The following is a 22,673-nucleotide window of genomic DNA, read 5'->3' as shown; positions in this document are numbered from 1 at the left end:
ACGGTGGCACTGCTTCTCGAACTCCAGAGGCGCATCCCCGACGGATGGTTCCTGCGGCGGCTGCTGCCCGCCCTGCTGTTCGTCGTCGTGGCCGTCGTGGGCGGCGGTCAGCTCGGTCATCGCCGCTGGGACGACGTGGGGCTCGCCCGCGACCGGATCGCCGGCGCGCTGCCGCTGGACCCGGGGCTCACCGCCGACGGCGCCGCCACACTGGTGCTCGTCGTCCTGGCGGCGGTGACGGCCGGGCTGGCGGTGCCCTTCGCCGCGGACGGGGTCGGCGCGCTGTCCGCCGGGGCCTGGCCCTGGTGGCTGGCGCCGTCGGCCCGGCGCCTCACCCGGTGGCGGGCCCGCCGCTGGACCTCCCCGCAGGAGATCGGCCGGGACGCCGTACGGGCCCGCGCGGCCGGGCACGAACTGCGCGCCGCCCGGCTGGACGCCCGAAGGGTCCGCGCCGCACCGGTCAGGCCCACCTCCCCGACCTGGTCGGGGGACCGGATCCGCGCCGCGGAGCGGAGCGCCGGGGCGGAGACGGGAACCGACCTCCCCGGCGAGTGGACCAGGCTCCTCCTCGAAGTGCCGGACGCCTCCCGCGCCGCGCTGGGCGAGGCCCGCGACGCCTACCAGGCGGCCTGCGAGGCGCTCGTCTGGAGCGTCGCGTTCACCGCCGTCGGCCTCTGGTGGTGGCCCGCCGGCCTCGGCGGGACCGTCCTGTGGCTGGTGTCCTGGCGGGCCCTGCGCCGGGCCGCGGACGGCCTGTGCCGTACGGCCGAGGCGGTCGTGGCCCTGCGCGGGACCGCTCCGCCGCCATCGGGCTGAGCCCCGTCGTCGCGGACGGGGCAGGGAGGGCAGCGGACGAAGGCCGGGAAGCGGCGGCCGGGGGGCGGGAAGCACCGGGCAAGGGTCGGGAAGCGGCGGCCGGGGGTCGGGAAGCACTGGGCCGGGGCTCGGGAAGGACTGGGCCGGGGCCGGGAAGCAGCGGCCGGGGGCGGGGACGCACCGGGCAGGGGTCTCCTGGGGACCGCCTACCCTTGAGGCATGACCAGCAGCAGCGACCGGAGCCTCGCAGTGGACGTTCCCGCACCCAAGAGCTACGAGATTCGCACCTACGGGTGCCAGATGAACGTCCACGACTCCGAGCGATTGTCCGGGCTGCTCGAAGACGCCGGGTACGTGCGCGCCCCCGAGGGCTCGGACGGTGACGCGGACGTCGTCGTCTTCAACACGTGCGCCGTACGGGAGAACGCCGACAACCGGCTCTATGGCAACCTCGGCCGCCTCGCGCCGAAGAAGGTCTCGCGGCCCGGCATGCAGATCGCGGTCGGCGGCTGCCTGGCGCAGAAGGACCGCGACACCATCGTGAAGAAGGCCCCCTGGGTCGACGTCGTCTTCGGCACGCACAACATCGGCAAGCTCCCGGTGCTGCTGGAACGCGCGCGCGTGCAGGAGGAGGCGCAGGTCGAGATCGCCGAGTCCCTGGAGGCGTTCCCCTCGACCCTCCCCACGCGCCGCGAGAGCGCCTACGCGGCGTGGGTGTCGATCTCCGTCGGCTGCAACAACACCTGCACCTTCTGCATCGTCCCGGCCCTGCGCGGCAAGGAGAAGGACCGCCGCACCGGTGACATCCTCGCCGAGATCGAGGCCCTGGTGGGCGAGGGCGTCAGCGAGATCACGCTGCTCGGCCAGAACGTCAACGCGTACGGCTCCGACATCGGCGACCGTGAGGCCTTCGGCAAGCTGCTGCGGGCCTGCGGGACGATCGAGGGCCTCGACCGCGTGCGGTTCACCTCCCCGCACCCGCGCGACTTCACCGACGACGTCATCGCCGCCATGGCCGAGACGCCGAACGTGATGCCGCAGCTGCACATGCCGCTCCAGTCCGGCTCGGACACCGTCCTGAAGGCGATGCGCCGCTCCTACCGCCAGGAGCGCTACCTCGGGATCATCGAGAAGGTCCGCGCGGCCATCCCGCACGCCGCGATCACCACCGACATCATCGTGGGCTTCCCCGGCGAGACCGAGGAGGACTTCGAGGAGACCCTGCACGTGGTGCGCGAGGCCCGGTTCGCCCAGGCGTTCACCTTCCAGTACTCCAAGCGGCCCGGCACCCCGGCCGCCACCATGGAGGACCAGATCCCCAAGGCGGTCGTCCAGGCGCGCTACGAGCGTCTCGTCGCCCTCCAGGAGGAGATCTCCTGGGAGGAGAACAAGAAGCAGGTCGGCCGCACCCTGGAGCTGATGGTCGCCGAGGGCGAGGGCCGCAAGGACGGCGCCACGCACCGCCTCTCGGGCCGCGCCCAGGACAACCGCCTGGTCCACTTCACCAAGCCGGAGCAGGAGGTCCGTCCCGGCGACGTCGTCACGGTCGAAGTCACCTACGCCGCCCCGCACCACCTCCTCGCCGAGGGCGCCGTCCTCGACGTGCGCCGCACGCGCGCGGGAGACGCGTGGGAGAAGCGCACCGCCGAGAAGACGGCCGAGTCGGCCGGCGTCATGCTGGGCCTGCCCAGGATCGGCGTCCCCGCCCCGCTCCCGGTGGCCACCGGCAGCGGCTGCGGCTGCGACTGACCCGCGCGGGCGACGTCCGTCCGGACCACGACGTCCGTCCGGACCACGGCGTACGCCGGTCCCGCCGCGCGCGAGGCCGGCGCCTCGGGGTTACCCTGCCGGTCATGCTTGTCGCCGCCGCAGTCTGTCCCTGTCCGCCCCTGCTCGTGCCCGAGGTGGCCGCGGGTGCCGCGCCCGAGCTGGCCGCCGCGCGTACCGCCTGCTCGGACGCGCTGTCGGTGCTCGCCGCCGCCCGGCCGGACCGGCTCGTGGTGATCGGCCCCGCCGAGAAGGCCGGGCGGGGCACGTACCCCGCGGGCACGCCGGGTTCCTTCCGCGGCTTCGGCGTGGACCTCTCCGTACGGCTCGGCCGGGCCGACGGGGACGTGGTGGCGGAGCGCGAGCTGCCGCCCTCCCTCGCCGTCGGCGCCTGGCTGCTGGAGCGGGTCGGATGGTCGCACGCCCCGGTCGAGGGCCTGGGCGTGGGGGAGTCCCTCGCGCCCGAACGGTGTGCCGAGGCCGGCCGCGAGATCGGCGCCCGGCCCGGCCGGATCGCGCTCCTGGTGATGGGCGACGCGAGCGCGTGCCGCACGCTGAAGGCGCCGGGCTATCTGGACGAACGGGCGGCGCCCTTCGACGCGGCGGCCGGGCGGGCGCTCGGCGCCGCCGACATCGCGGCCCTCGAGGCGATCGACGCCGAACTGGCCCGCGAGCTGAAGGCGGCCGGACGGGCCCCCTGGCAGGTGCTCGCGGGCGCGACCGGGAACGCCGGTCTGTCCGGCACCCTGCTGTACGAGGACGCGCCGTACGGCGTCGGATACGTGGTCGCGGCCTGGTCGTAGCCGGTTCGGTCCCGCCGGCCGGGTCGGCCGGCGGGAAAGGCGGACGGCCGCGTGCGCCAGGCGCCTCGCGACCGTCCGTCGGTATGCCGCTGCCGACCGTCGCTCAGGGAGTCGGCGGGGGCGTGGTCGGCGGCGTGAACGTGTCGCCGCCCGCCCCCGGCTCGTCCTTGTGCGCGAGCCGGTCCACCGCGCCCTTGGCCTTGCCGGTGCCCGACTGGATCCTGTCCGAGTACTTGCCCTTCGTCCTCTCGTCGACGACGTGGGCGGCCTTGTCGATCCCGTGCTGGATCTTGTCCCCGTGCTGTTGCGCGAGACCGGAGACCTTGTCCTTGGCGGGGCTGAGTCTGGCCTTCAGGTTGGTCAAGAGACCCATGGGTCACCTTCCCTAGCGGTCCGTCAGGTGCGGGCGCTCCCGCCGGCCTCACTGTCGACGGCCTCCCCGGACGAGTCGGCGGCCTCCCCGGACGACTGCTGCCGCGGGATGCCGACACCGTCCTCGGCGGGCTGCTCCGCCCCGGGCCCGTCCTCGGACGGACCGGTGAGCGCTCCGGCGGCGCCGGTCGCCTCCTGTCCGGCTTCCTCGGCAGCCGCTCCCGCGGTACCCGTCTCCTCCGTGACCGTCTCGCCCGTGGCCGCCTCCTGTGCCGTCTTCGACCTCCGGAAAAGCCGTGCCAAAACGCCCATATTCACTCCATACGGTACTCGTGCGGGCGAAATCCCGCGTCGCCCGGTGCGTCCGTTTGCGTCACCGGGTTGCGCCGCCCCGTGAACGGCGACGGATATCTCGCAACGGGCAACGACTCGGGACGAGTCCTGTCACCTAACTCGTTCGAGGGCATGGTGTGACGTTTGGGAGACTGGTCCCGTGAGCAGCGCACCCCCCGCCCCCCGCGTCATCGCCGTCGTCGGACCCACCGCGGCCGGAAAGTCCGATCTGGGCGTCTTCCTGGCCCAACGGCTCGGCGGCGAGGTCGTCAACGCCGACTCCATGCAGTTGTACCGAGGGATGGACATCGGCACCGCCAAGCTGACGCCCGAGGAACGCGGCGGCGTTCCGCACCACCTCCTCGACATCTGGGACGTCACGGTCACCGCCTCGGTCGCCGAGTACCAGCGACTGGCCCGCGCCCGCATCGACGCCCTGCTCGCCGAGGGCCGCTGGCCGGTCCTCGTCGGGGGCTCGGGGCTGTACGTCCGCGGCGCCGTCGACAACCTGGAGTTCCCCGGCACCGACCCCGAGGTCCGGGCCCGGCTGGAGGAGGAGCTGACGCTGCGCGGCTCCGGCGCCCTGCACGCCCGTCTGGCCGCCGCCGACCCCGGGGCGGCGCAGGCGATCCTGCCGAGCAACGGCCGCCGCATCGTCCGCGCCCTCGAAGTGATCGAGATCACCGGGAAGCCCTTCACGGCCAATCTGCCGGGGCACGACTCCGTCTACGACACGATCCAGATCGGTGTCGACGTGGCCCGCCCCGAACTCGACGAGCGCATCGCCCGCCGTGTCGACCGGATGTGGGAGGCCGGGCTCGTGGACGAGGTGCGCGCGCTGGAGGCGCGAGGCCTGCGCGAGGGGCGTACGGCCTCCCGCGCGCTCGGCTACCAGCAGGTCCTCGCGGCGCTGGCCGGTGAGTGCACCGACGACGAGGCGCGCGCGGAGACGGTCCGTGCCACGAAGCGCTTCGCGCGCCGTCAGGATTCCTGGTTCAGGCGCGATCCGCGGGTGAACTGGTTGAGTGGAGCCGCGGCGGACCTCACGGAACTTCCGCGGCTCGCGCTGGCATTGGTCGAACGACCGGTCACAGCCTGATCACGTCATGGCATCGGGACGCTCAGGCCGTCATACGGGCCTCCGGCACCATGCCATCATCGAGCTTCGATCGACCAAGTGGAGTCCGAGTTGGGAGGGCGCGTGGCGATGGAGGCCGGCCCTCGCGACACCGCACAAGGCACCGAGCACGGCACCACCGGGCGTGGTGAACCGGAGCCGGAGGAAAGCCGTCCGGATCTTGCCGGACCGGACGGCACCGACGCCGTCGACGGACCGGACGCCATCGACGGACCGGACGGCACCGACAGCGGGAGCGGCGTCGACGGCGTCGAGATCGCCGGTGGCGCCGACGACCTCCACGGTGCCGGCGCCATCCATGGTGTCGACGACCTCGACGACACGGACGACGCCGAGGACGGTGTGACCGCCGACGGTCCGGAGCCGGAGGAGATGTTCCCCGGCGGCCCGGAGGTCGAGGTCGAACTGCGCCCCCAGCGCAGGCTGCGGATCTGGCAGCTCGCCCCGATCGTCGCCCTGGCCGCCGCGGGCTCCCTGATGTTCGCCTTCCCGCTCGCCTTCGACTTCGGCGACAGCGGGGCCGTGATCGCCATGCTGGGCCTGCTGATCTGCTCCTGCGCGGCCGGCTGGGGCATGACGGCCGCGCGCCGCGTCGGCTACACCTGGCCCGGCCTGCCCCAGCGCGGCTCCGGCCGCCGCCCCGACTGGCGGGTCGTCCTCGCCTACGTCGTCCTGGTCGCCGCGGTCGTGGTCCTGGCCGTCTGGCGGGTCGCCCGGCTGCGCTAGCCGTGTCCGTCCGCCCACGGTCGCGCTCCGGGCGGGACGGTCGTGGTCACCCCGTACGATCGAGGGATGAGCACGCGGATCGCCTTCCTCAAGGGGCACGGCACCGAGAACGACTTCGTGATCGTCCCGGACCCCGAGAACGCCATCGACCTCTCCCCGGAAGCCGTCGCCGCGCTGTGCGACCGCCGGGCGGGCATCGGCGGCGACGGGCTGCTGCACGTCGTGCGTTCCGCCGCGCACCCCGAGGCCAGGGACCTGGCGGCCGAGGCCGAATGGTTCATGGACTACCGCAACGGCGACGGCTCGATCGCCGAGATGTGCGGCAACGGCGTCCGGGTCTTCGCCCGCTACCTCCGGCACGCCGGTCTGGTCCCCGAGGGGGACCTCGCGATCGCCACGCGCGGCGGCGTGAAGAGCGCGCATCTCGCCAAGGACGGCTCCATCACCGTCGGCATGGGCAAGGCGCGCCTCCCCGAAGGGGACGTCACGGTGAGCGTCGGCGAGCGCAGCTGGCCCGCACGGAACGTGAACATGGGCAACCCGCACGCCGTCGCCTTCGTCGACGACCTCGCGCACGCGGGCACCCTGCACTCCCCGCCGCCCTTCAGTCCCGCCTCCGCCTACCCGGACGGGGTCAACGTCGAGTTCGTCGTCGACCGCGGCCCGCGCCACGTCGCGCTGCGCGTGCACGAGCGCGGCTCCGGCGAGACCCGCTCCTGCGGCACGGGCGCGTGCGCGGTCGCCGTGGCCGCCGCCCGCCGGGACGGAGCCGACCCGTCCGTCACCGGTACTCCGGCCACCTACACCGTGGATGTGCCCGGTGGTCGGCTGGTGATCACCGAGCGGCCCGATGGCGAGATCGAGATGACCGGCCCGGCGGTGATCGTCGCCGAAGGCGAGATCGACCCGGAGTGGCTGGAAAACGCCGTCCGCTGAGGAGCGGGGCGGCTTGGCATCGGAGGCCGCGACCGTCCGGCACACACGGGAGTGCCGGCGGGGCAGGTGATGTGCGTGCGAAATCAAGACCGACTCCAGGTCGGCGGCGCGAACTCGTAAACCTCTGAGCCTTCGCTCGAATGGGTGATCCGTTTCACGCTCGGCGAGAGGCGGTCGGTCGGGCGTGATGGGCTCGGTAGCATCAAGCACCGGCCCGGACGGGGGATTGTCGCCGGCCCCCTGAGCCGTGTCCGCCCTGGGGCACCCCGTCCGCCGGTCAACGCAGCCGGAGGTGCCCATGAGTGCGGAGGCCACGAACCCCGCGACCCCAGGCCCGGTAGTGCCTGCCGCGCCCCGCAGGCGCAGCCGCCCCCGGATCGACCTGCGCCGTCTGGGCCGGGCGGCCCTGCTCGGCCCCGCCTCCCGCGGCAGGCTGCCCGACGCGATCGGCCACGTCGTCGAGGCCCACCGCTTCCACTATCCGGACGCGGACCTCGAACCGCTGCGCCGCGCCTATGTGCTCGCGGAGTCCTCCCACCGCGGCCAGATGCGCAAGAGCGGTGAGCCGTACATCACGCACCCGCTGGCGGTGACGCTCATCCTGGCCGAACTCGGCGCCGAGACCACCACGTTGACGGCCTCGCTGCTCCACGACACCGTGGAGGACACCGACGTGACGCTGGACCAGGTCGGTGACCAGTTCGGCGCCGAGGTGCGCTATCTCGTCGACGGCGTCACGAAGTTGGAGAAGGTCGGCTACGGCGCCGCCGCCGAACCCGAGACCTTCCGCAAGATGCTCGTCGCCACCGGCAACGACGTCCGCGTGATGTCCATCAAGCTCGCCGACCGGCTGCACAACATGCGCACCCTGGGCGTCATGCGTCCCGAGAAGCAGGAGCGCATCGCCAAGGTGACCCGCGACGTCCTGATCCCGCTCGCCGAACGCCTCGGTGTCCAGGCTCTGAAGACCGAGCTGGAGGACCTGGTCTTCGCGATCCTGCATCCCGAGGAGTACGCGTACACGCGTGAGCTGATCGTCGGCAACGCCTCGCGCGCGGACGATCCCCTCGCCGAGTTCGCCGACGCGATGCGCGCGGTGCTGCGCGACGCCGACATCCAGGCCGAAGTCCTCATCCGGCCGCGGCACTTCGTCTCCCTGCACCGCACCGCCCGCAAACGCGGGCGGCTGCGCGGCTCCGACTTCGGGCGTCTCCTCGTCCTCGTCAACGAGGACGCCGACTGTTACGCGGTCCTCGGCGAACTGCACACCTGCATGACGCCCGTGGTGTCGGAGTTCAAGGACTTCATCGCCGTGCCCAAGTTCAACCTGTACCAGTCGCTGCACACGGCCGTCGCCCGCGAGGACGGCCAGGTCGCCGAAGTCCTCATCCGCACCCACCAGATGCACAAGGTCGCCGAGGCCGGGGTCGTCGCGCTCGGCAATCCCTACGCTCCTCCCTCCGAGGAGCAGTCCGCGCCGGACGGCGAGCGCGTGGACCCCACCCGTCCCGGCTGGCTGTCCCGCCTCCTCGACTGGCAGGAGGCCGCGCCCGACCCGGACACCTTCTGGTCCACCCTGCGCGAGGACCTCGCCCAGGACCGCGAGATCACCGTCTTCCGCCCCGATGGCGGCGCCCTCGGCCTGCCCGAGGGCGCCACCTGCGTGGACGCCGCGTACGCGCAGTACGGCGAGGACGCCCACGCGTGTCTCGGCGCCCGCGTCAACGGCCGCCTGGCGACCCTGAGCACCGTGCTGCGGGACGGCGACACCGTCCAGCTCCTCATGGGCCAGGACCCGGCCTCCGAGCCCTCCCGGGAGTGGCTGGAGCACGCGCACACCCCCGCTGCCCGTATCGCCATCCAGCGGTGGCTGGCGGCCCACCCGGGCGCGGACGGCCCGGCCGCCGAGGCCGACGACACCAGGACCGGCCCCGCCCAGCCCCCGTCCGACGCCCCGGCGACCCGCCCGGCGCCCGAGGCCCCCGCACCCCGGCCCGGCGCCGCGATCACCGTCGTGGACCGCCCCGGCGCCGGGGTCCGGCTCGCCGGGTGCTGCACGCCCGTACCGGCCGACGAGATCACGGGCTTCGCCGTACGCGGGGGAGTGGTGACCGTGCACCGCGTGGAGTGCGTCGCCGTGGAACGCATGGCGCAAGCGGGGCGCGCGGCGGTCGACGTGCGCTGGGGGGACACCACCGAGTGCCGGGTCACCCTGTTCGCCGAATCGTTCGGCCGCCCCCACCTGCTGGCCGACCTCACCGAGGCGATGGCCCTGGAAGGCGCCGAGATCGTCTCCGCGACCGTCGAACCCCCCACCGAGCAGAGGGTCCGCCACACTTACACCGTCCAGCTCCCCGACGCGGCCCACCTGCCCACCCTGATCCGCGCCATGCGCAACGTTCCCGGCGTGTACGACGCGGGCCGCGCGCACCACCAGGCGCCGCCCTCCTGAGACGCGGCTCCGGCCGCCGTGTCCGCCCCGTCCGTCATCGCACGCGCGCGTCGGCAACCCGTTCGGGTGGGCCGGTCGCGCGTCGGCGCCGTACGGACGGGGCGCGCTGGTAGCGGTGGTGCATGCTGCTCTCCCCCCGCGCCCAGGCCCACCGGTACGGCACCGGCGTCCGCCGGCCCCGTACCGCCCGCTCCCGGCGGCTCGCCTCCGCCCTGCTCGCCTCGGCCGTCTCCGTCTGTCTCGTCGCCGCGGGCGCCCCGCCCACCCCGCTCGGCGTCGGCGACCGTCTCTACCCGCACCTGGGCAATCCCGGGTACGACGTGGCGTCGTACGACCTGGCCCTCACCTACTCCGGAAGCAACAGTGAGCCGCTCCAGGCGGTCACCACGATCGACGGCTGGACCACCGACGCCCTGGAGAGGATCAACCTCGACTTCGCGCACGGCGACGTCCGGTCGGTCGAGGTCGACGGGGAGCCCGCCTCCTTCGCCACCGCCGGCGAGGATCTCGTGATCACGCCTGCGGACCCGCTGTCCCGCGGTGACTGGACGCGCGTCACCGTGCGTCACACCAGTGATCCGGTGAGCGCCGAGGACCGGGACGGCGGCTGGGTGCGGACCGCGGACGGGCTCGCCCTGGCCAACCAGGCCGACGCCGCCCACCTGGTGTTCCCGTGCAACGACCACCCCTCCGACAAGGCCATGTTCACCTTCCGGGTCACCGCGCCCAACGGCTACACGGCCGTCGCCAACGGCCTGCCGACCGGCGTCGACCGCGCGGGCCGCACCACGACATGGACGTACCGCACCCTGCACCCGATGGCCACCGAACTCGCCCAGGTCTCCATCGGCCGCTCCGCCGTCCTGCACCGCGAGGGACCGCGCGGGCTGCCCGTACGGGACGTCGTCCCCGCCAAGGACCGCGAGACCCTCGAACCCTGGCTGAAGAAGACCCCCGACCAGATCGCCTGGATGGAGAGCAAGGTCGGCCCCTACCCCTTCGAGACGTACGGCGTCCTCGTCGCCGACACGGCCACCGGCTTCGAACTGGAGACACAGACCCTCTCCCTCTTCGAGAAGGGCCTGTTCACCGAGCCCGCCTACCCCGAGTGGTACGTCGATTCGATCATGGTGCACGAACTGGCCCACCAGTGGTTCGGTGACAGCGTCAGCCCGCGCACCTGGTCCGACCTGTGGCTCAACGAGGGACACGCCACCTGGTACGAGGCCCTGTACGCGGAGGAGAAGGCCGACCGCACCCTGCGGGCGCGCATGAAGGCGGCGTACGGCGCCTCCGACCGCTGGCGCACGGCTGGCGGCCCGCCCGGCGCCCCCAAGCCGCCCGCCCGCGGCCAGAAGATCGGCATCTTCCGTTCCAACGTCTACGACGGCGCGGCCCTCGTGCTGTTCGCCCTGCGCCAGGAGATCGGCGAGCAGGCTTTCGACCGCCTGGAGCGGGCCTGGCTGACCGACCACCGCGACGCCACCGCGAGCACCGCCGAGTTCGTCCGCCTCGCCGGCCGGGTCTCCGGCCGTGACCTCGCGAGCTTCTTCCAGCACTGGCTGTACGACGAGAAGACCCCGGCGATGCCCGGCCACCCGGAGTGGAAGACGGTCGCGCCCGCCGCCAGGGCTCCCGAATAAGGCGATGACGAGACGGGCCGTACCGTGCGACCATCGTCGAGTCGGCGGGCACGCGACCCGGGAATCTCCCGAGGTGCTCGTGCGTTGAGCACTATGCCCGCCGAACAGGCAACCCAACGACGTAAGGACCCAATGACCTCCTCTTCTTCCCCTTCCCAGGACACCAAGCGCTTCGCGAACGCCTACCCCGAAGGTCTTCGGGCCGATGCCCTGATGGAAGAGGACGTCGCCTGGAGCCTCGACACCGACGGAGACCGGGACGGCGACCAGCTCGACCGCTCCGAGCGCGCGGCCCTGCGCCGCGTGGCCGGCCTCTCCACCGAACTCGAGGACGTCACCGAGGTCGAGTACCGTCAGCTCCGCCTGGAGCGGGTCGTGCTCGTCGGCGTCTGGACCTCGGGGACCGCGCAGGACTCGGAGAACTCCCTCGCGGAGCTGGCCGCCCTCGCGGAGACCGCGGGCGCCCTCGTGCTCGACGGCGTGATCCAGCGCCGCGACAAGCCCGACGCGGCCACCTACATCGGCTCCGGCAAGGCCGACGAGCTGCGCGACATCGTCCTCGAAACGGGCGCGGACACCGTCATCTGCGACGGTGAGCTGAGCCCGGGCCAGCTGATCCACCTCGAGGACGTCGTCAAGGTCAAGGTCATCGACCGCACGGCCCTGATCCTGGACATCTTCGCCCAGCACGCCAAGTCCCGAGAGGGCAAGGCACAGGTCGCCCTCGCGCAGATGCAGTACATGCTGCCGAGGCTGCGAGGCTGGGGCCAGTCGCTGTCCCGTCAGATGGGCGGCGGCAAGGGCGGCGGCCTCGCCACCCGTGGCCCCGGTGAGACCAAGATCGAGACGGACCGGCGCCGGATCCGCGAGAAGATGGCGAAGATGCGCCGGGAGATCGCGGAGATGAAGACCGGCCGCGAGATCAAGCGCCAGGAGCGCAAGCGCCACAAGGTGCCCTCCGTCGCCATCGCGGGCTACACCAACGCCGGCAAGTCCTCGCTGCTCAACCGCCTCACGGGCGCGGGCGTGCTGGTGGAGAACGCGCTGTTCGCGACCCTCGACCCGACCGTGCGCCGGGCCGAGACCCCGAGCGGCCGGCTGTACACGCTGGCGGACACCGTCGGCTTCGTCCGGCACCTGCCGCACCACCTGGTCGAGGCGTTCCGCTCCACCATGGAGGAGGTCGGCGAGTCCGACCTGATCCTGCACGTGGTGGACGGCTCGCACCCGGCCCCGGAGGAGCAGCTCGCCGCCGTACGCGAGGTGATCAGGGACGTCGGCGCCACCGGCGTTCCCGAGATCGTCGTGATCAACAAGGCTGACGCGGCCGACCCGCTGACGCTCCAGCGACTGATGCGCAACGAGAAGCGCTCCATCGCCGTCTCGGCCCGCACCGGCCAGGGCATCGGCGAACTGCTGGCGCTGATCGACGCCGAACTGCCGAGGCCGTCCGTCGAGGTCGAGGCGCTCGTGCCGTACACCCACGGCCAACTGGTCGCGCGCGCCCACGACGAGGGCGAGGTGATCTCCGCGGAGCACACGGCGGAGGGCACCCTGCTGAAGGCGCGGGTGCACGAGGAACTGGCGGCCGATCTCGCGCCGTACGTTCCCGCGCCGCTCGGCTGACGCGTCGAACACACACCAGGGCCCGCCTTCCGCTCGTCGCGGAGGGCGGGCCCTCGTCGTGCGTGCCGGTCTACCGGCCGGCGAACTTGTCGCTCACCGAGTCGTACACGCCCTTGGCGACCTCGCCCAGCCGCGGTCCCGCGAGCCAGCCGGCGCCGACCGGGCCGATCGAGGTGTTGGACACCAGCGCGGGCTTGCCGTCCGACCCCGCGGCCACCCAGCCGCCGCCGGACGAACCGCCGGTCATCGTGCAGCCGATGCGGTACATCGTCGGGTCGGTGCCGTTGAGCGACAGCCGCCCGGGCCTGTCCTGGCACTGGTACAGCGTCTGCCCGTCGTACGGCGCCGCAGCCGGGTAACCGGTCGCGGTGATGCTCTTCACCTTGGTCACGGCGGGAGCCGCGAAGTCCACCGGCAGCGCCGAACCGACCATCTCCTCCAGCGACTTGCCCGAGCCACCCTCCTCGGGCGTCACGTGGATGACGGCGAAGTCGTACGAGGCCCCGTCGCCGCCGGTCTGACCGCCCTGCTCGATCCACTGGTCGGACGTCTGCGCCCAGTCACCCCACCAGACCCCGTACGGCGCCACCTCCTCCTTGGTGGCGGTCTGCAGCTTCGCGGCCGACATGCCCGAGTCGTTGTACGACGGCACGAAGGCGATGTTGCGGTACCAGCCGCCCTTCTTGCCGGCGTGCACGCAGTGGCCCGCCGTCCACACCATGTTCGACTTGCCCGGGTTGGCCGGGTCCCGCACGACCGTAGCCGAGCAGACCATCGTGCCCTCGGGGGAGTCGAAGAACACCTTGCCCGCCTCGGGAGCGTTGGCGTGGTACGTGGTCGGCACGGCCGCCGCGTCCACCGCCGCCGGCTCCGGATCGGTGACGCCCTGATCGTCGGAGAGGTCGTTCTCGTCGACGCTTCGGTCCGGGTCCTCCGCCTCACGCATCCGGTCCGGGTCCCACAGGCCCTTGATGATGGGGTTGACGTAGTCCTGCGCCTCGCGCAGCCAGTCGTCCCTGTCCCAGTTCTTCCAGGCGCCGTTCTTCCACTTGTCCAGGTCGATCCCGTGCTCTTTGAGCCGGTCCTTGATGTCGTCCGGGATCGTGATCTTTCCGTCGCCCGCGGCCGACGCGGAGGCGCTGGCCCGGCTGTCCGCGTCGGTGCCGCCCGAGTCGCAGGCGGTCGCGGTGAGGGCGAGCGCCGAGGCGAGGGCGACGGCGGTCAGCGCGGGGGGGATTTGGCGTGAGGCCTTCCTCCCCCGTCGGGCGACGAACGACGGCCGTATGGATCGCATGGTGTGACTCCCCGTGGTGTCAAGGAACTTGGAGCGGTGGCCGTGCCCGGCACGGGAACCCGGCGTCTTCTCATGCCTGGTTCACGTGGGTCTCACGGCCGGGTGGGACGGCATCACACGATAGGCGTTCGCCGCGGGCGACTGCCGACGGAACAGCAACGGTTCCGTCACGGCAAGGATCTTGAGGCAACCCGTAACCCGGTGGGAAACCGGCGGTTGGTAGCCGTGGGGCGGCCGCCCGAGCGTGGCCCGTCCAGCGGAACTCCCCCCGAGGGCGGAGCCGCCGCCCTCCGCCCGGCGCACCGGCGCGGACCCGGCGAGGGGGTTCCGCGGTGAACCGACTCGCCTCTGGACAGCGGGAGGACAGGAAGCCGTGGCCGTGACGGAGCCAGTGCCGGGGGAGACGCCCACGGGGCGCTTCACCGGCGGAAGTGACCTCGTGCCCACATCGGTTCGCGGGAGCGAGGGCGCCCCCACCCTCCCGGCCCCCGCGCCGGGGCGCGTCGTCCAGGAGGGCATCCTGCGCCGGCAGGCGGCACGCGAGTCGGCGGCGCGCACCTACGCCCGCGCCCTGCCGATCGTGCCGGTACGAGCCCGGGGACTGACCGTCGAGGGCGCCGACGGCCGCCGTTACCTCGACTGCCTCTCGGGCGCCGGAACCCTCGCCCTCGGCCACAACCACCCCGTCGTCCTGGAGGCCGTCCGCAAGGTTCTCGACTCGGGCGCCCCGCTGCACGTGCTCGACCTCGCCACTCCGATCAAGGACGCCTTCGTCACCGAGCTGTTCCACACCCTGCCACCGGGGCTGGCCGACCACGCGCGCGTGCAGTTCTGCGGACCGGCCGGCACGGACGCCGTGGAGGCCGCGCTCACACTGGTCCGGGCCGCCACCGGCCGGACCGGAGTCCTGGCCTTCACCGGCGCCTACCACGGAATGACCGCGGGTTCCCTCGAGGTTTCCGGCGGCGCCTCGGAGGTGCGGGTGACCCGGCTGCCGTATCCGCAGGACTACCGCTGCCCCTTCGGGGTCGGCGGCGGGCGGGGCGCCGAACTCGCCGCCCGCTGGACGGAGTCGGTCCTCGACGATCCCAAGTCGGGTGTGCGCCCGCCGGCCGGGATGATCCTCGAACCCGTCCAGGGAGAGGGAGGCGTGATCCCCGCGCCGGACGCCTGGATGCGCCGCATGCGCCGGATCACGGCCGACCGGGCGATCCCCCTGATCGTCGACGAGGTCCAGACGGGCGTCGGACGGACCGGCGCCTTCTGGGCGGTCGAGCACAGCGGCGTCACCCCCGACGTGATGGTCCTGTCCAAGGCCATCGGCGGCAGCCTCCCCCTGGCCGTGATCGTCTACCGGGACGAACTCGACGTCTGGGAACCGGGCGCCCACGCGGGCACCTTCCGCGGCAACCAGCTCGCCATGGCCGCCGGCACGGCCACCCTCGCCCACGTCCGCGCCAACGGCCTCGCCGAACGCGCGGCCACCCTGGGCGACCGCATCCTGCGCCAGCTCCGCCCCCTGGCCGACGACCACCCGTGCGTCGGGGACGTGCGCGGGCGCGGCCTCATGATCGGCGTCGAGATGGTGGACCCGGAGGGGGACCGGGGCGGACCCGACGCCGTCCGGAAGAGGCCTCCCGCCTCTCCCGAACTGGCCGCCGCCGTCCAGCGCGAGTGCCTGCGCCGGGGCCTGATCGTCGAACTCGGCGGACGCCACGCCGGCGTCGTACGCCTGCTGCCGCCCCTGACGATCACCGACGAACAGACGGCCGCCGTACTCGACCGACTGTCGGACGCGGTGCGGGCCGTGGCCCGCGCGCGAGCGAAGGAACGACCATGAGCACCCCACCCCTGCCACCGTCCGCCCCGCCCGTCCTGCCGGCCCCCCGCCGGCACACGGGCAGCGAGGCCGACCCGCTGAACCACCCCGACCCCCACCGGGCGGCCCAGGCGTCGGCCGTGGAGAACCTGCTGCGCTGCTGGGTCCGCGAGAGCGGCCTGCCCGCACCCGACGACGACGTGCTGAGCATCCCGCTGCCGGCCACCGCCACCGCGCTCCTCGTCCCCGTCCGCTACTGGTCGCCCACCGGCTGGCACCGTTTCGGGCCTCCCCGGCTGGCCCACACCCCCGAGCACTCCCCGCCCGCGGACGCGGTCACGGTCGCGGCGCTGCTGAGCCGGGAGACGTCGGGGACGGTCGCGGCGACCGGGGTCGCCCCGGCCGACGCCCGCCACCCGGAGCGCGCCCTCCCCGGCGGCGCGGCGGAGGGCCTCGACCTCGTCGCCCGTGTCGCCGACTCGGTCCGTCGCACGGCCGACTTCATCGGCGCCCACCGGGAACGCCCCACGGACCGGCCCGACCTCTTCCTCTCCGCCGAGCAGGCTCTGACGCTCGGGCACCCCCTCCATCCGACCCCCAAGAGCCGTGAAGGCCTCTCCGACTCCGAAGCCCGGCTGTACTCGCCCGAGTCGCACGGCTCCTTCCCCCTGCGATGGCTGGCTGTCGCCCCTCAGCTGCTGGCCGCCGACTCCGCGTGGACCGAGCGCGGCCGCCCGCTCGCCGCCCAGGTGCTCACGGCCCGGCTCGCCGGAACCGGACTGCCGCTGCCCGACGGACACGCGGCCCTGCCCGTGCACCCCTGGCAGCTCCGCGAGGCCCGGCACCGTCCCGAGGTCGCGGCCCTGCTCGACGCCGGGCTGCTCCGGGACCTCGGCGCCCACGGCCTCCCGTGGCACCCCACCTCCTCCGTGCGCACCGTTCACCGCTCCGGCGCTCCGGCGATGCTCAAGCTCTCGCTCGGACTGCGCATCACCAACTCCCGCCGCGAGAACCTCCGCAAGGAACTGCACCGGGGAGTCGAGGTCCACCGCCTGCTGCGCACCGGCCTCGGTGAGCGGTGGCGGGCGGCCCACCCGGGCTTCGACATCGTCAGGGACCCGGCGTGGCTGGCCGTGGACGGACCGGACGGCCGCCCCGTGACCGGCCTGGACGTCATGATCCGGCACAACCCGTTCGCTCCGTCCGACGACGTCTCCTGCCTCGCCGGGCTCGTCGCGCCCCGCCCCGGCCCGCACCGCACGGAGGGGGGAGGCCCCGCGCCCTCCCGGCTCGCCGCGCTCGTGTCGCGGCTCGCCGCCGCGACGGGCCGGCCGCGCGAGACCGTGGCCGCCGAGTGGTTCCTGCGCTACCTGCACCAGGTCGTACGGCCCGTGCTGTGGCTCGACGGCGAGGCGGGCATCGCACTGGAGGCGCACCAGCAGAACACCCTGGTTCTGCTGGACCCCGACGGCTGGCCCCGGGGCGGCCGCTACCGCGACAACCAGGGCTACTACTTCCGGGAGTCCCGCCGCCAGGAGCTGGACGCCCGGCTGCCGGGCATCGGCACGGCCAGTGACACCTTCGTGCCGGACGAGGTCACCGACGAGCGCTTCGCCTACTACCTCGGCATCAACAACGTGCTGGGACTCGTCGGCGCCTTCGGCTCCCAGCGCCTCGCCGACGAGCACATGCTGCTCGCCGCCTTCCGGCGGTTCCTGACGCATGCCGACGCCACCTCCGGCCGGACCGGGAGTTCCCTGCCCGCCCGGCTGCTCGACTCACCCGTGCTGCGCTGCAAGGCCAACCTCCTCACCCGCCTCCGCGGCCTGGACGAACTCGTCGGCCCGGTCGACACCCAGTCCGTCTACGTCACCGTCGCCAACCCCCTCCACCGCTGAACCACCGTTTCCCGCGAGGAGCCGAGCCGTGCCCGCCACCGTCACCGCCATCGACACCGAGGACGCGCGGGAGGCACGTCTGCCCGACGGCCTCCTAGGCCCGCCCGCGGAGGCGGCGTCCGGGACCGCGGCGGGCGGGACGGGTGCCGCGCTCCCCGGTGAGCCGCTCGACCACGTGGGCGACTGGGGACGGGCAGCCACCCCCGCCGGGGCCTTCCACCTGCTCCCCGTCCGGATCGAGAGGGACCTGCCTCGCGTCGCCCGGTGGATGAACGACCCCGCGGTCGCGGCCTTCTGGGAACTGTCCGGCCCGGAGGAGGTGACCGCGGCGCACCTGCGCCGCCACCTCGCCGGCGACGGCCGCTGTGTGCCGTGCCTGGGTGTCCTGGAGGGCACCCCGATGAGCTACTGGGAGATCTACCGGGCGGACCTCGACCCCCTGGCCCGCTGCTACCCGGCCCGCCCCCACGACACCGGCGTCCACCTTCTCCTCGGCGGGGCCGCCGACCGGGGCCGCGGGCTCGGTCCCGTACTGCTCAGGGCGGTCGCCGATCTCGTGCTCGCCAGGAGGCCCCGGTGTTCGCGGGTCGTCGCCGAACCCGACATCCGCAACACCCCCTCCGTCGCGGCCTTCCTGACCGCCGGCTTCCGGTTCTCCGCGGAGATCGTCCTGCCGGCGAAGCGAGCCGCCCTCATGATCCGGGACCGGGCGCCGCGTGATCCGTCCTGACACCTCGCCGACTTCCCCGATCACGGGCCGGTCCCGCAGGCGAACCGGATCGGTCATGCCCGAACGGAAACCGGCACCACTGGCTCGCCGAGCGGGCGGCCCCGTCCTGATCGCGTGCCTCCCGTCCCCCGTGACCACACCTTTGTCAGTGCCGCCCCGTAGGGTGGTCGCGCTATGACGAAGCCCTCACTCCCCGAACTCCTGCATGCTGCCGTCGCCGCCGTCGGCGGCACGGAGCGCCCCGGCCAGGTGACCATGGCCGAAGCCGTCGCGGAGGCGATCGACGACGGATCCCATCTGCTGGTGCAGGCAGGCACCGGCACCGGCAAGTCGCTGGGGTACCTGGTCCCCGCGCTCGCGCACGGGGAGCGGGTCGTCGTGGCGACCGCCACCCTCGCGCTGCAACGCCAGCTCGTCGAGCGCGACCTGCCGCGCACGGTCGACGCGCTGCATCCGCTGCTGCGTCGCCGCCCAGAGTTCGCGATGCTCAAGGGCCGGTCGAACTATCTCTGTCTGCACCGGCTGCACGAGGGCATGCCCCAGGACGAGGAGGACGGCCTCTTCGACCAGTTCGAGGCGACCGCGCCCACCAGCAGACTCGGCCAGGACCTGCTGCGGCTGCGCGACTGGGCCGACGAGACGGAGAACGGCGACCGGGACGACCTGACACCCGGCGTCTCCGACCGCGCCTGGGGCCAGGTCTCGGTCTCCTCCCGCGAATGTCTCGGCGCCACGAAATGCGCGTACGGCGCCGAGTGCTTCGCGGAGATGGCGCGGGAGCGGGCCAAACTGGCCGAGGTCGTCGTCACCAACCACGCCCTGCTGGCCATCGACGCCATCGAGGGCGCTCCCGTCCTTCCGCCGCACGAGGTGCTGATCGTCGACGAGGCCCATGAGCTGGTCTCCCGGGTCACCGGCGTCGCGACCGGCGAGCTGACCGCGGGCCAGGTCAACAGGGCCGTACGCCGCGCGGCGAAGCTCGTCAACGAGAAGGCGGCCGACCAGCTCCAGACCGCCGCCGAGGGCTTCGAGCGGCTGATGGAGCTGGCCCTTCCGGGCCGCCTGGAGGAGATCCCCGAAGACCTCGGGTACGTCCTGATGGCGCTGCGCGACGCCGCCCGCACCGTCATCTCCGGGATCGGCGCGACCCGGGACAAGTCCGTCCAGGACGAGGACTCGGTCCGCAAGCAGGCGCTGGCCTCGGTGGAGAGCGTCCACGACGTGGCGGAGCGCCTCGTGAACGGCTCCGAGTACGACGTCGTCTGGTACGAGCGGCACGACCGTTTCGGCGCCTCCCTGCGCGTCGCCCCCATGAACGTCTCGGGCCTGCTGCGGGAGAAGCTCTTCGCGGACCGCTCGGTGGTCCTGGCCTCGGCGACGCTGAAACTGGGCGGGGACTTCAACGGCGTGGGCGCCTCCATGGGGCTCGCCCCGGAAGGCACCCAGGGCGAGGACGTGCCGCAGTGGAAGGGCATCGACGTCGGCTCCCCCTTCGACTACCCCAAGCAGGGCATCCTGTACGTCGCGAAGCACCTGGCACGCCCGGCGCGCGACGGCGACCGCGCGGACATGCTGGACGAGCTGACCGAGCTGATCCAGTCGGCCGGCGGGCGGACCCTCGGTCTCTTCTCCTCCATGCGCGCGGCCCAGCTGGCCGCGGAGGAGTTGCGCTCCCGCATCCCCGAGTTCCCGATCCTGTTGCAGGGAGAGGAGACGCTCGGCGAGCTGATCAAGAACTTCGCGGCGGACCCGGAGACCTGTCTCTTCGGCACGCTGTCACTCTGGCAGGGCGTCGACGTGCCCGGTCCCAGTTGCCAGCTGGTGGTGATGGACAAGATTCCGTTCCCGCGTCCGGACGACCCGCTGATGAGCGCGCGCCAGAAGGCGGTGGAGGAGGCGGGCGGCAATGGCTTCATGGCGGTCGCGGCCACCCACGCGGCGCTGCTGATGGCGCAGGGCGCGGGCCGGCTCGTCCGTGCGTCGGGCGACCGCGGTGTCGTGGCCGTGCTGGACCAGCGGCTCGCCACCGCGCGCTACGGCAGCTATCTGAAGGCGTCGATGCCCGACTTCTGGTTCACGACGGACCCGAACCAGGTCCGCAGATCGCTGGCGGCCATCGACGCGGCGGCCAAGCGGACGGAGGCATAGGGAAGAGGGCCTGTCCCGCACGGGGACAGGCCCTCTTCCGGTGGGTCCTGTCGGTGACCGGCTCCCGGACAACACAGGGCCCCGGAACCGGCGCAGGGATCCCGGGGCCCAGTCAGGGAGGCGGTCGGAAGGCCCGTCCGCCGCCGCTCTCAGACGCGGCGCAGTACGGCCACCACCTTGCCGAGGATGGTCGCGTCGTCGCCGGGGATCGGCTCGTACGCGGCGTTGTGGGGGAGGAGCCAGACGTGGCCGTCCTCGCGCTTGAAACGCTTGACGGTGGCCTCGCCCTCCAGCATGGCGGCCACGATGTCGCCGTTCTCCGCCACCGGCTGACGGCGGACGGTGACCCAGTCGCCGTCGCAGATCGCGGCCTCGATCATCGAGTCACCGACGACCTTCAGCACGAACAGCTCACCGTCGCCGACGAGCTGCCGGGGGAGCGGGAAGACGTCCTCGACCGACTCCTCGGCGAGGATCGGGCCACCGGCGGCGATGCGGCCGACCAGCGGGACGTAGGACGCGGCGGGCTTGCCGGCGGTGTCCGTGGGCTGCACCGCCGCGGCCTGGTCGGACCCACGCACCTCGTACGCGCGTGGGCGGTGCGGGTCGCGGCGCAGGAAGCCCTTGCGCTCGAGTGCCATCAGCTGGTGTGCGACCGACGAGGTGCTGGACAGGCCGACCGCCTGGCCGATCTCCCGCATCGACGGTGGGTATCCGCGCCGCTGCACGGAATCCCGGATGACCTCGATCACCCGACGCTGACGGTCGGTGAGCCCCGAGCTGTCCGCCCGGATGCCTGGAGGTCGGCCCGGCAGGGACCGCTTGTGGCCCTCCGGGTTCGTGGGTTCGTTCATCGCATGCACCGGCTCGAGTCGGCCCTGGGAGCGGTCCTGGGCGGTGATGGTGGCACTGTCTGCGGTGGTGGTCACGTCGGCCCCTCTCGGTTGTCTCCCTGCTGGACAACGGTAGTTGCTTTCGAAAGGTTGCGCCAAACACACGTTCGAGTGAAAAAGCGTGGATAACCTGACTTGATCATGTGTCTGGGTGTATTGGCTGACGCGTTGCCCGCCGGGGAAGGGCTGCTCGGCCTACCCTTCGCCGCCGGAGCCGATGACCTCGTGGAGGCGTGCCCCAGTCTGCCATCCGTCTTCCCGCCGGGCGGGAGCCGGGCCCGGGTCTGCGCGAGAGTCCCACCTCTCCTCCTCCTGGCGCTCACGCTATCCCTCCGCGCGCCCCGGCTCCACGGCCGTACGCGCGCGCGTACGGCGAGCCGCGCGGGGCCGCTTCCGTGTGCTCGCTGTGACCGCCGGGCCGCGGCCTGTGAAGGCCGTCGGTGCGACACGCGACACAGCCTGGGTGAATGAGCAAAGCCCCATATCTAGTGGTTGGATGTCCCCAGTGGCCCACAAGTTGTGGTCCCCCGGGACTTCGGACCCTCTGGGATCGCCTATGCTGAGGGCTGCTTCGAGGGGCCCCTGAGGTCCTGCGAGGCCCATGAGACCGCTGTGAGGAGGGATGGACCATGCACTGCCCCTTCTGCCGGCACCCCGACAGCCGCGTCGTCGACAGTCGTACGACGGACGACGGCACGTCGATCCGCAGGCGCCGCCAGTGCCCTGACTGCTCCCGTCGTTTCACGACCGTGGAGACGTGCTCGCTCATGGTGGTCAAGCGGTCCGGGGTCACCGAGCCCTTCAGCCGCACCAAGGTCATCAACGGCGTGCGCAAGGCCTGCCAGGGACGGCCCGTCACCGAGGACGCGCTCGCCCAGCTCGGCCAGCGGGTCGAGGAAGCGGTGCGGGCCACCGGGAGCGCCGAGCTGACCACTCACGACGTGGGACTGGCCATACTCGGTCCCTTGCAGGAACTCGACCTCGTCGCCTATCTGCGGTTCGCCTCCGTCTACCGGGCGTTCGACTCGCTCGACGACTTCGAGGCCGCGATCGCGGAACTCAGGGAGACGGGGCGCCCCGCCGCGGACGACGGAGACCGCGAAGACGCCGAGGAGGCGGACGAGGCGGAAGGCGCTGCCGCGGGGAGCCAGGAGGACGACGGCGGGCGCGAAGGAACCGTACGGGTTCCCGAGCCCGCCCACTCCGCCGACTGACCGGCGGGCCGGTTCCGGGACGGCAGCTCCGGATTCCGGCCGGACGGCGGCGGACCAAAGACCTG

General features: G+C 72.9%; 18 protein-coding genes. 14 read left to right on the top strand and 4 right to left on the bottom strand.

Annotation, left to right across the window (positions count from 1 at the left end; all coding sequences use genetic code 11):
* Positions 1-3 precede the first annotated feature (3 nt).
* From ACFYO5_RS34015 to ACFYO5_RS34005, 3 genes are all read left to right on the top strand, one after another.
* On the top strand, positions 4-816 hold the full coding sequence (locus ACFYO5_RS34015) for a hypothetical protein (RefSeq protein WP_388716373.1): 813 nt from the start codon (positions 4-6) through the stop codon (positions 814-816).
* Between the two features lie 219 nt (positions 817-1,035).
* Complete coding sequence (miaB, locus tag ACFYO5_RS34010; RefSeq protein WP_388716370.1) at positions 1,036-2,565, top strand: tRNA (N6-isopentenyl adenosine(37)-C2)-methylthiotransferase MiaB; 1,530 nt, start codon at positions 1,036-1,038, stop codon at positions 2,563-2,565.
* Between the two features lie 104 nt (positions 2,566-2,669).
* Positions 2,670-3,386 carry a class III extradiol dioxygenase subunit B-like domain-containing protein gene (locus tag ACFYO5_RS34005; protein ID WP_388716367.1) on the top strand — a complete coding sequence of 239 codons (717 nt, stop codon included), beginning with the start codon at positions 2,670-2,672 and terminating at the stop codon, positions 3,384-3,386.
* A 103-nt stretch (positions 3,387-3,489) separates the two neighbouring features.
* Here ACFYO5_RS34005 and ACFYO5_RS34000 read toward each other — a convergent pair whose 3' ends face one another.
* Both ACFYO5_RS34000 and ACFYO5_RS33995 read right to left on the bottom strand, forming a co-directional pair.
* Positions 3,490-3,759, bottom strand: coding sequence for an antitoxin (locus ACFYO5_RS34000; protein WP_356566815.1), 270 nt, complete (start codon positions 3,757-3,759; stop codon positions 3,490-3,492).
* A gap of 23 nt (positions 3,760-3,782) precedes the next feature.
* Entirely contained in the window at positions 3,783-4,070 is a 288-nt protein-coding gene (locus ACFYO5_RS33995) for a hypothetical protein (RefSeq protein ID WP_356566817.1), read from the bottom strand.
* Between the two features lie 181 nt (positions 4,071-4,251).
* On the opposite strand from ACFYO5_RS33995, the gene miaA reads away from it, so the two are divergent.
* The 6 genes from miaA to hflX all read left to right on the top strand — a co-directional run bounded on the left by miaA (position 4,252) and on the right by hflX (position 12,612).
* Entirely contained in the window at positions 4,252-5,190 is a 939-nt protein-coding gene (gene miaA, locus ACFYO5_RS33990; protein WP_388716362.1) for a tRNA (adenosine(37)-N6)-dimethylallyltransferase MiaA, read from the top strand.
* A 108-nt stretch (positions 5,191-5,298) separates the two neighbouring features.
* On the top strand, positions 5,299-5,955 hold the full coding sequence (locus tag ACFYO5_RS33985; RefSeq protein WP_388716477.1) for a hypothetical protein: 657 nt from the start codon (positions 5,299-5,301) through the stop codon (positions 5,953-5,955).
* A 66-nt stretch (positions 5,956-6,021) separates the two neighbouring features.
* Positions 6,022-6,891 carry a diaminopimelate epimerase gene (dapF, locus tag ACFYO5_RS33980; RefSeq protein ID WP_356566821.1) on the top strand — a complete coding sequence of 290 codons (870 nt, stop codon included), beginning with the start codon at positions 6,022-6,024 and terminating at the stop codon, positions 6,889-6,891.
* A 298-nt stretch (positions 6,892-7,189) separates the two neighbouring features.
* Positions 7,190-9,343, top strand: coding sequence for a RelA/SpoT family protein (locus ACFYO5_RS33975; RefSeq protein WP_388716358.1), 2,154 nt, complete (start codon positions 7,190-7,192; stop codon positions 9,341-9,343).
* A gap of 122 nt (positions 9,344-9,465) precedes the next feature.
* Positions 9,466-10,986, top strand: a complete 1,521-nt coding sequence (locus ACFYO5_RS33970) for a M1 family metallopeptidase (protein ID WP_388716356.1) — start codon at positions 9,466-9,468, stop codon at positions 10,984-10,986.
* Positions 10,987-11,118: 132 nt separating this feature from the next.
* Positions 11,119-12,612, top strand: coding sequence for a GTPase HflX (hflX, locus tag ACFYO5_RS33965; RefSeq protein WP_388716353.1), 1,494 nt, complete (start codon positions 11,119-11,121; stop codon positions 12,610-12,612).
* A gap of 70 nt (positions 12,613-12,682) precedes the next feature.
* Here the strand turns inward: hflX and ACFYO5_RS33960 are convergent, their stop codons facing one another.
* Positions 12,683-13,906, bottom strand: a complete 1,224-nt coding sequence (locus tag ACFYO5_RS33960; protein ID WP_388716350.1) for a trypsin-like serine peptidase — start codon at positions 13,904-13,906, stop codon at positions 12,683-12,685.
* A gap of 373 nt (positions 13,907-14,279) precedes the next feature.
* Between ACFYO5_RS33960 and ACFYO5_RS33955 the strand changes: the two genes are divergently transcribed.
* From ACFYO5_RS33955 to ACFYO5_RS33940, 4 genes are all read left to right on the top strand, one after another.
* Positions 14,280-15,746, top strand: coding sequence for a diaminobutyrate--2-oxoglutarate transaminase family protein (locus tag ACFYO5_RS33955; protein WP_388716347.1), 1,467 nt, complete (start codon positions 14,280-14,282; stop codon positions 15,744-15,746).
* The gene (locus ACFYO5_RS33950; protein WP_388716344.1) at positions 15,743-17,623 is read left to right on the top strand and encodes an IucA/IucC family protein; all 1,881 of its coding nucleotides are present in this window, start codon (positions 15,743-15,745) and stop codon (positions 17,621-17,623) included. Before ACFYO5_RS33955 ends, ACFYO5_RS33950 begins: the two co-directional genes overlap by 4 nt.
* Positions 17,624-17,651: 28 nt before the next feature.
* Positions 17,652-18,353, top strand: coding sequence for a GNAT family N-acetyltransferase (locus tag ACFYO5_RS33945; RefSeq protein WP_388716341.1), 702 nt, complete (start codon positions 17,652-17,654; stop codon positions 18,351-18,353).
* Positions 18,354-18,527: 174 nt separating this feature from the next.
* Positions 18,528-20,501 carry an ATP-dependent DNA helicase gene (locus ACFYO5_RS33940; RefSeq protein ID WP_388716338.1) on the top strand — a complete coding sequence of 658 codons (1,974 nt, stop codon included), beginning with the start codon at positions 18,528-18,530 and terminating at the stop codon, positions 20,499-20,501.
* A gap of 149 nt (positions 20,502-20,650) precedes the next feature.
* Here ACFYO5_RS33940 and lexA read toward each other — a convergent pair whose 3' ends face one another.
* Positions 20,651-21,430 (bottom strand): transcriptional repressor LexA, encoded by a 780-nt coding sequence (gene lexA / locus ACFYO5_RS33935; protein WP_388716335.1) that lies wholly within the window; start codon positions 21,428-21,430, stop codon positions 20,651-20,653.
* Positions 21,431-22,023: 593 nt separating this feature from the next.
* On the opposite strand from lexA, the gene nrdR reads away from it, so the two are divergent.
* Positions 22,024-22,608 (top strand): transcriptional regulator NrdR, encoded by a 585-nt coding sequence (nrdR, locus tag ACFYO5_RS33930; protein ID WP_356566839.1) that lies wholly within the window; start codon positions 22,024-22,026, stop codon positions 22,606-22,608.
* Positions 22,609-22,673 lie beyond the last annotated feature (65 nt).

Origin of the sequence: Streptomyces sp. NPDC006259, from assembly GCF_042870975.1 — a bacterium.
Classification (GTDB): Bacteria; Actinomycetota; Actinomycetes; order Streptomycetales; family Streptomycetaceae; genus Streptomyces.
This window is presented reverse-complemented; position numbering and strand designations above follow the sequence as displayed.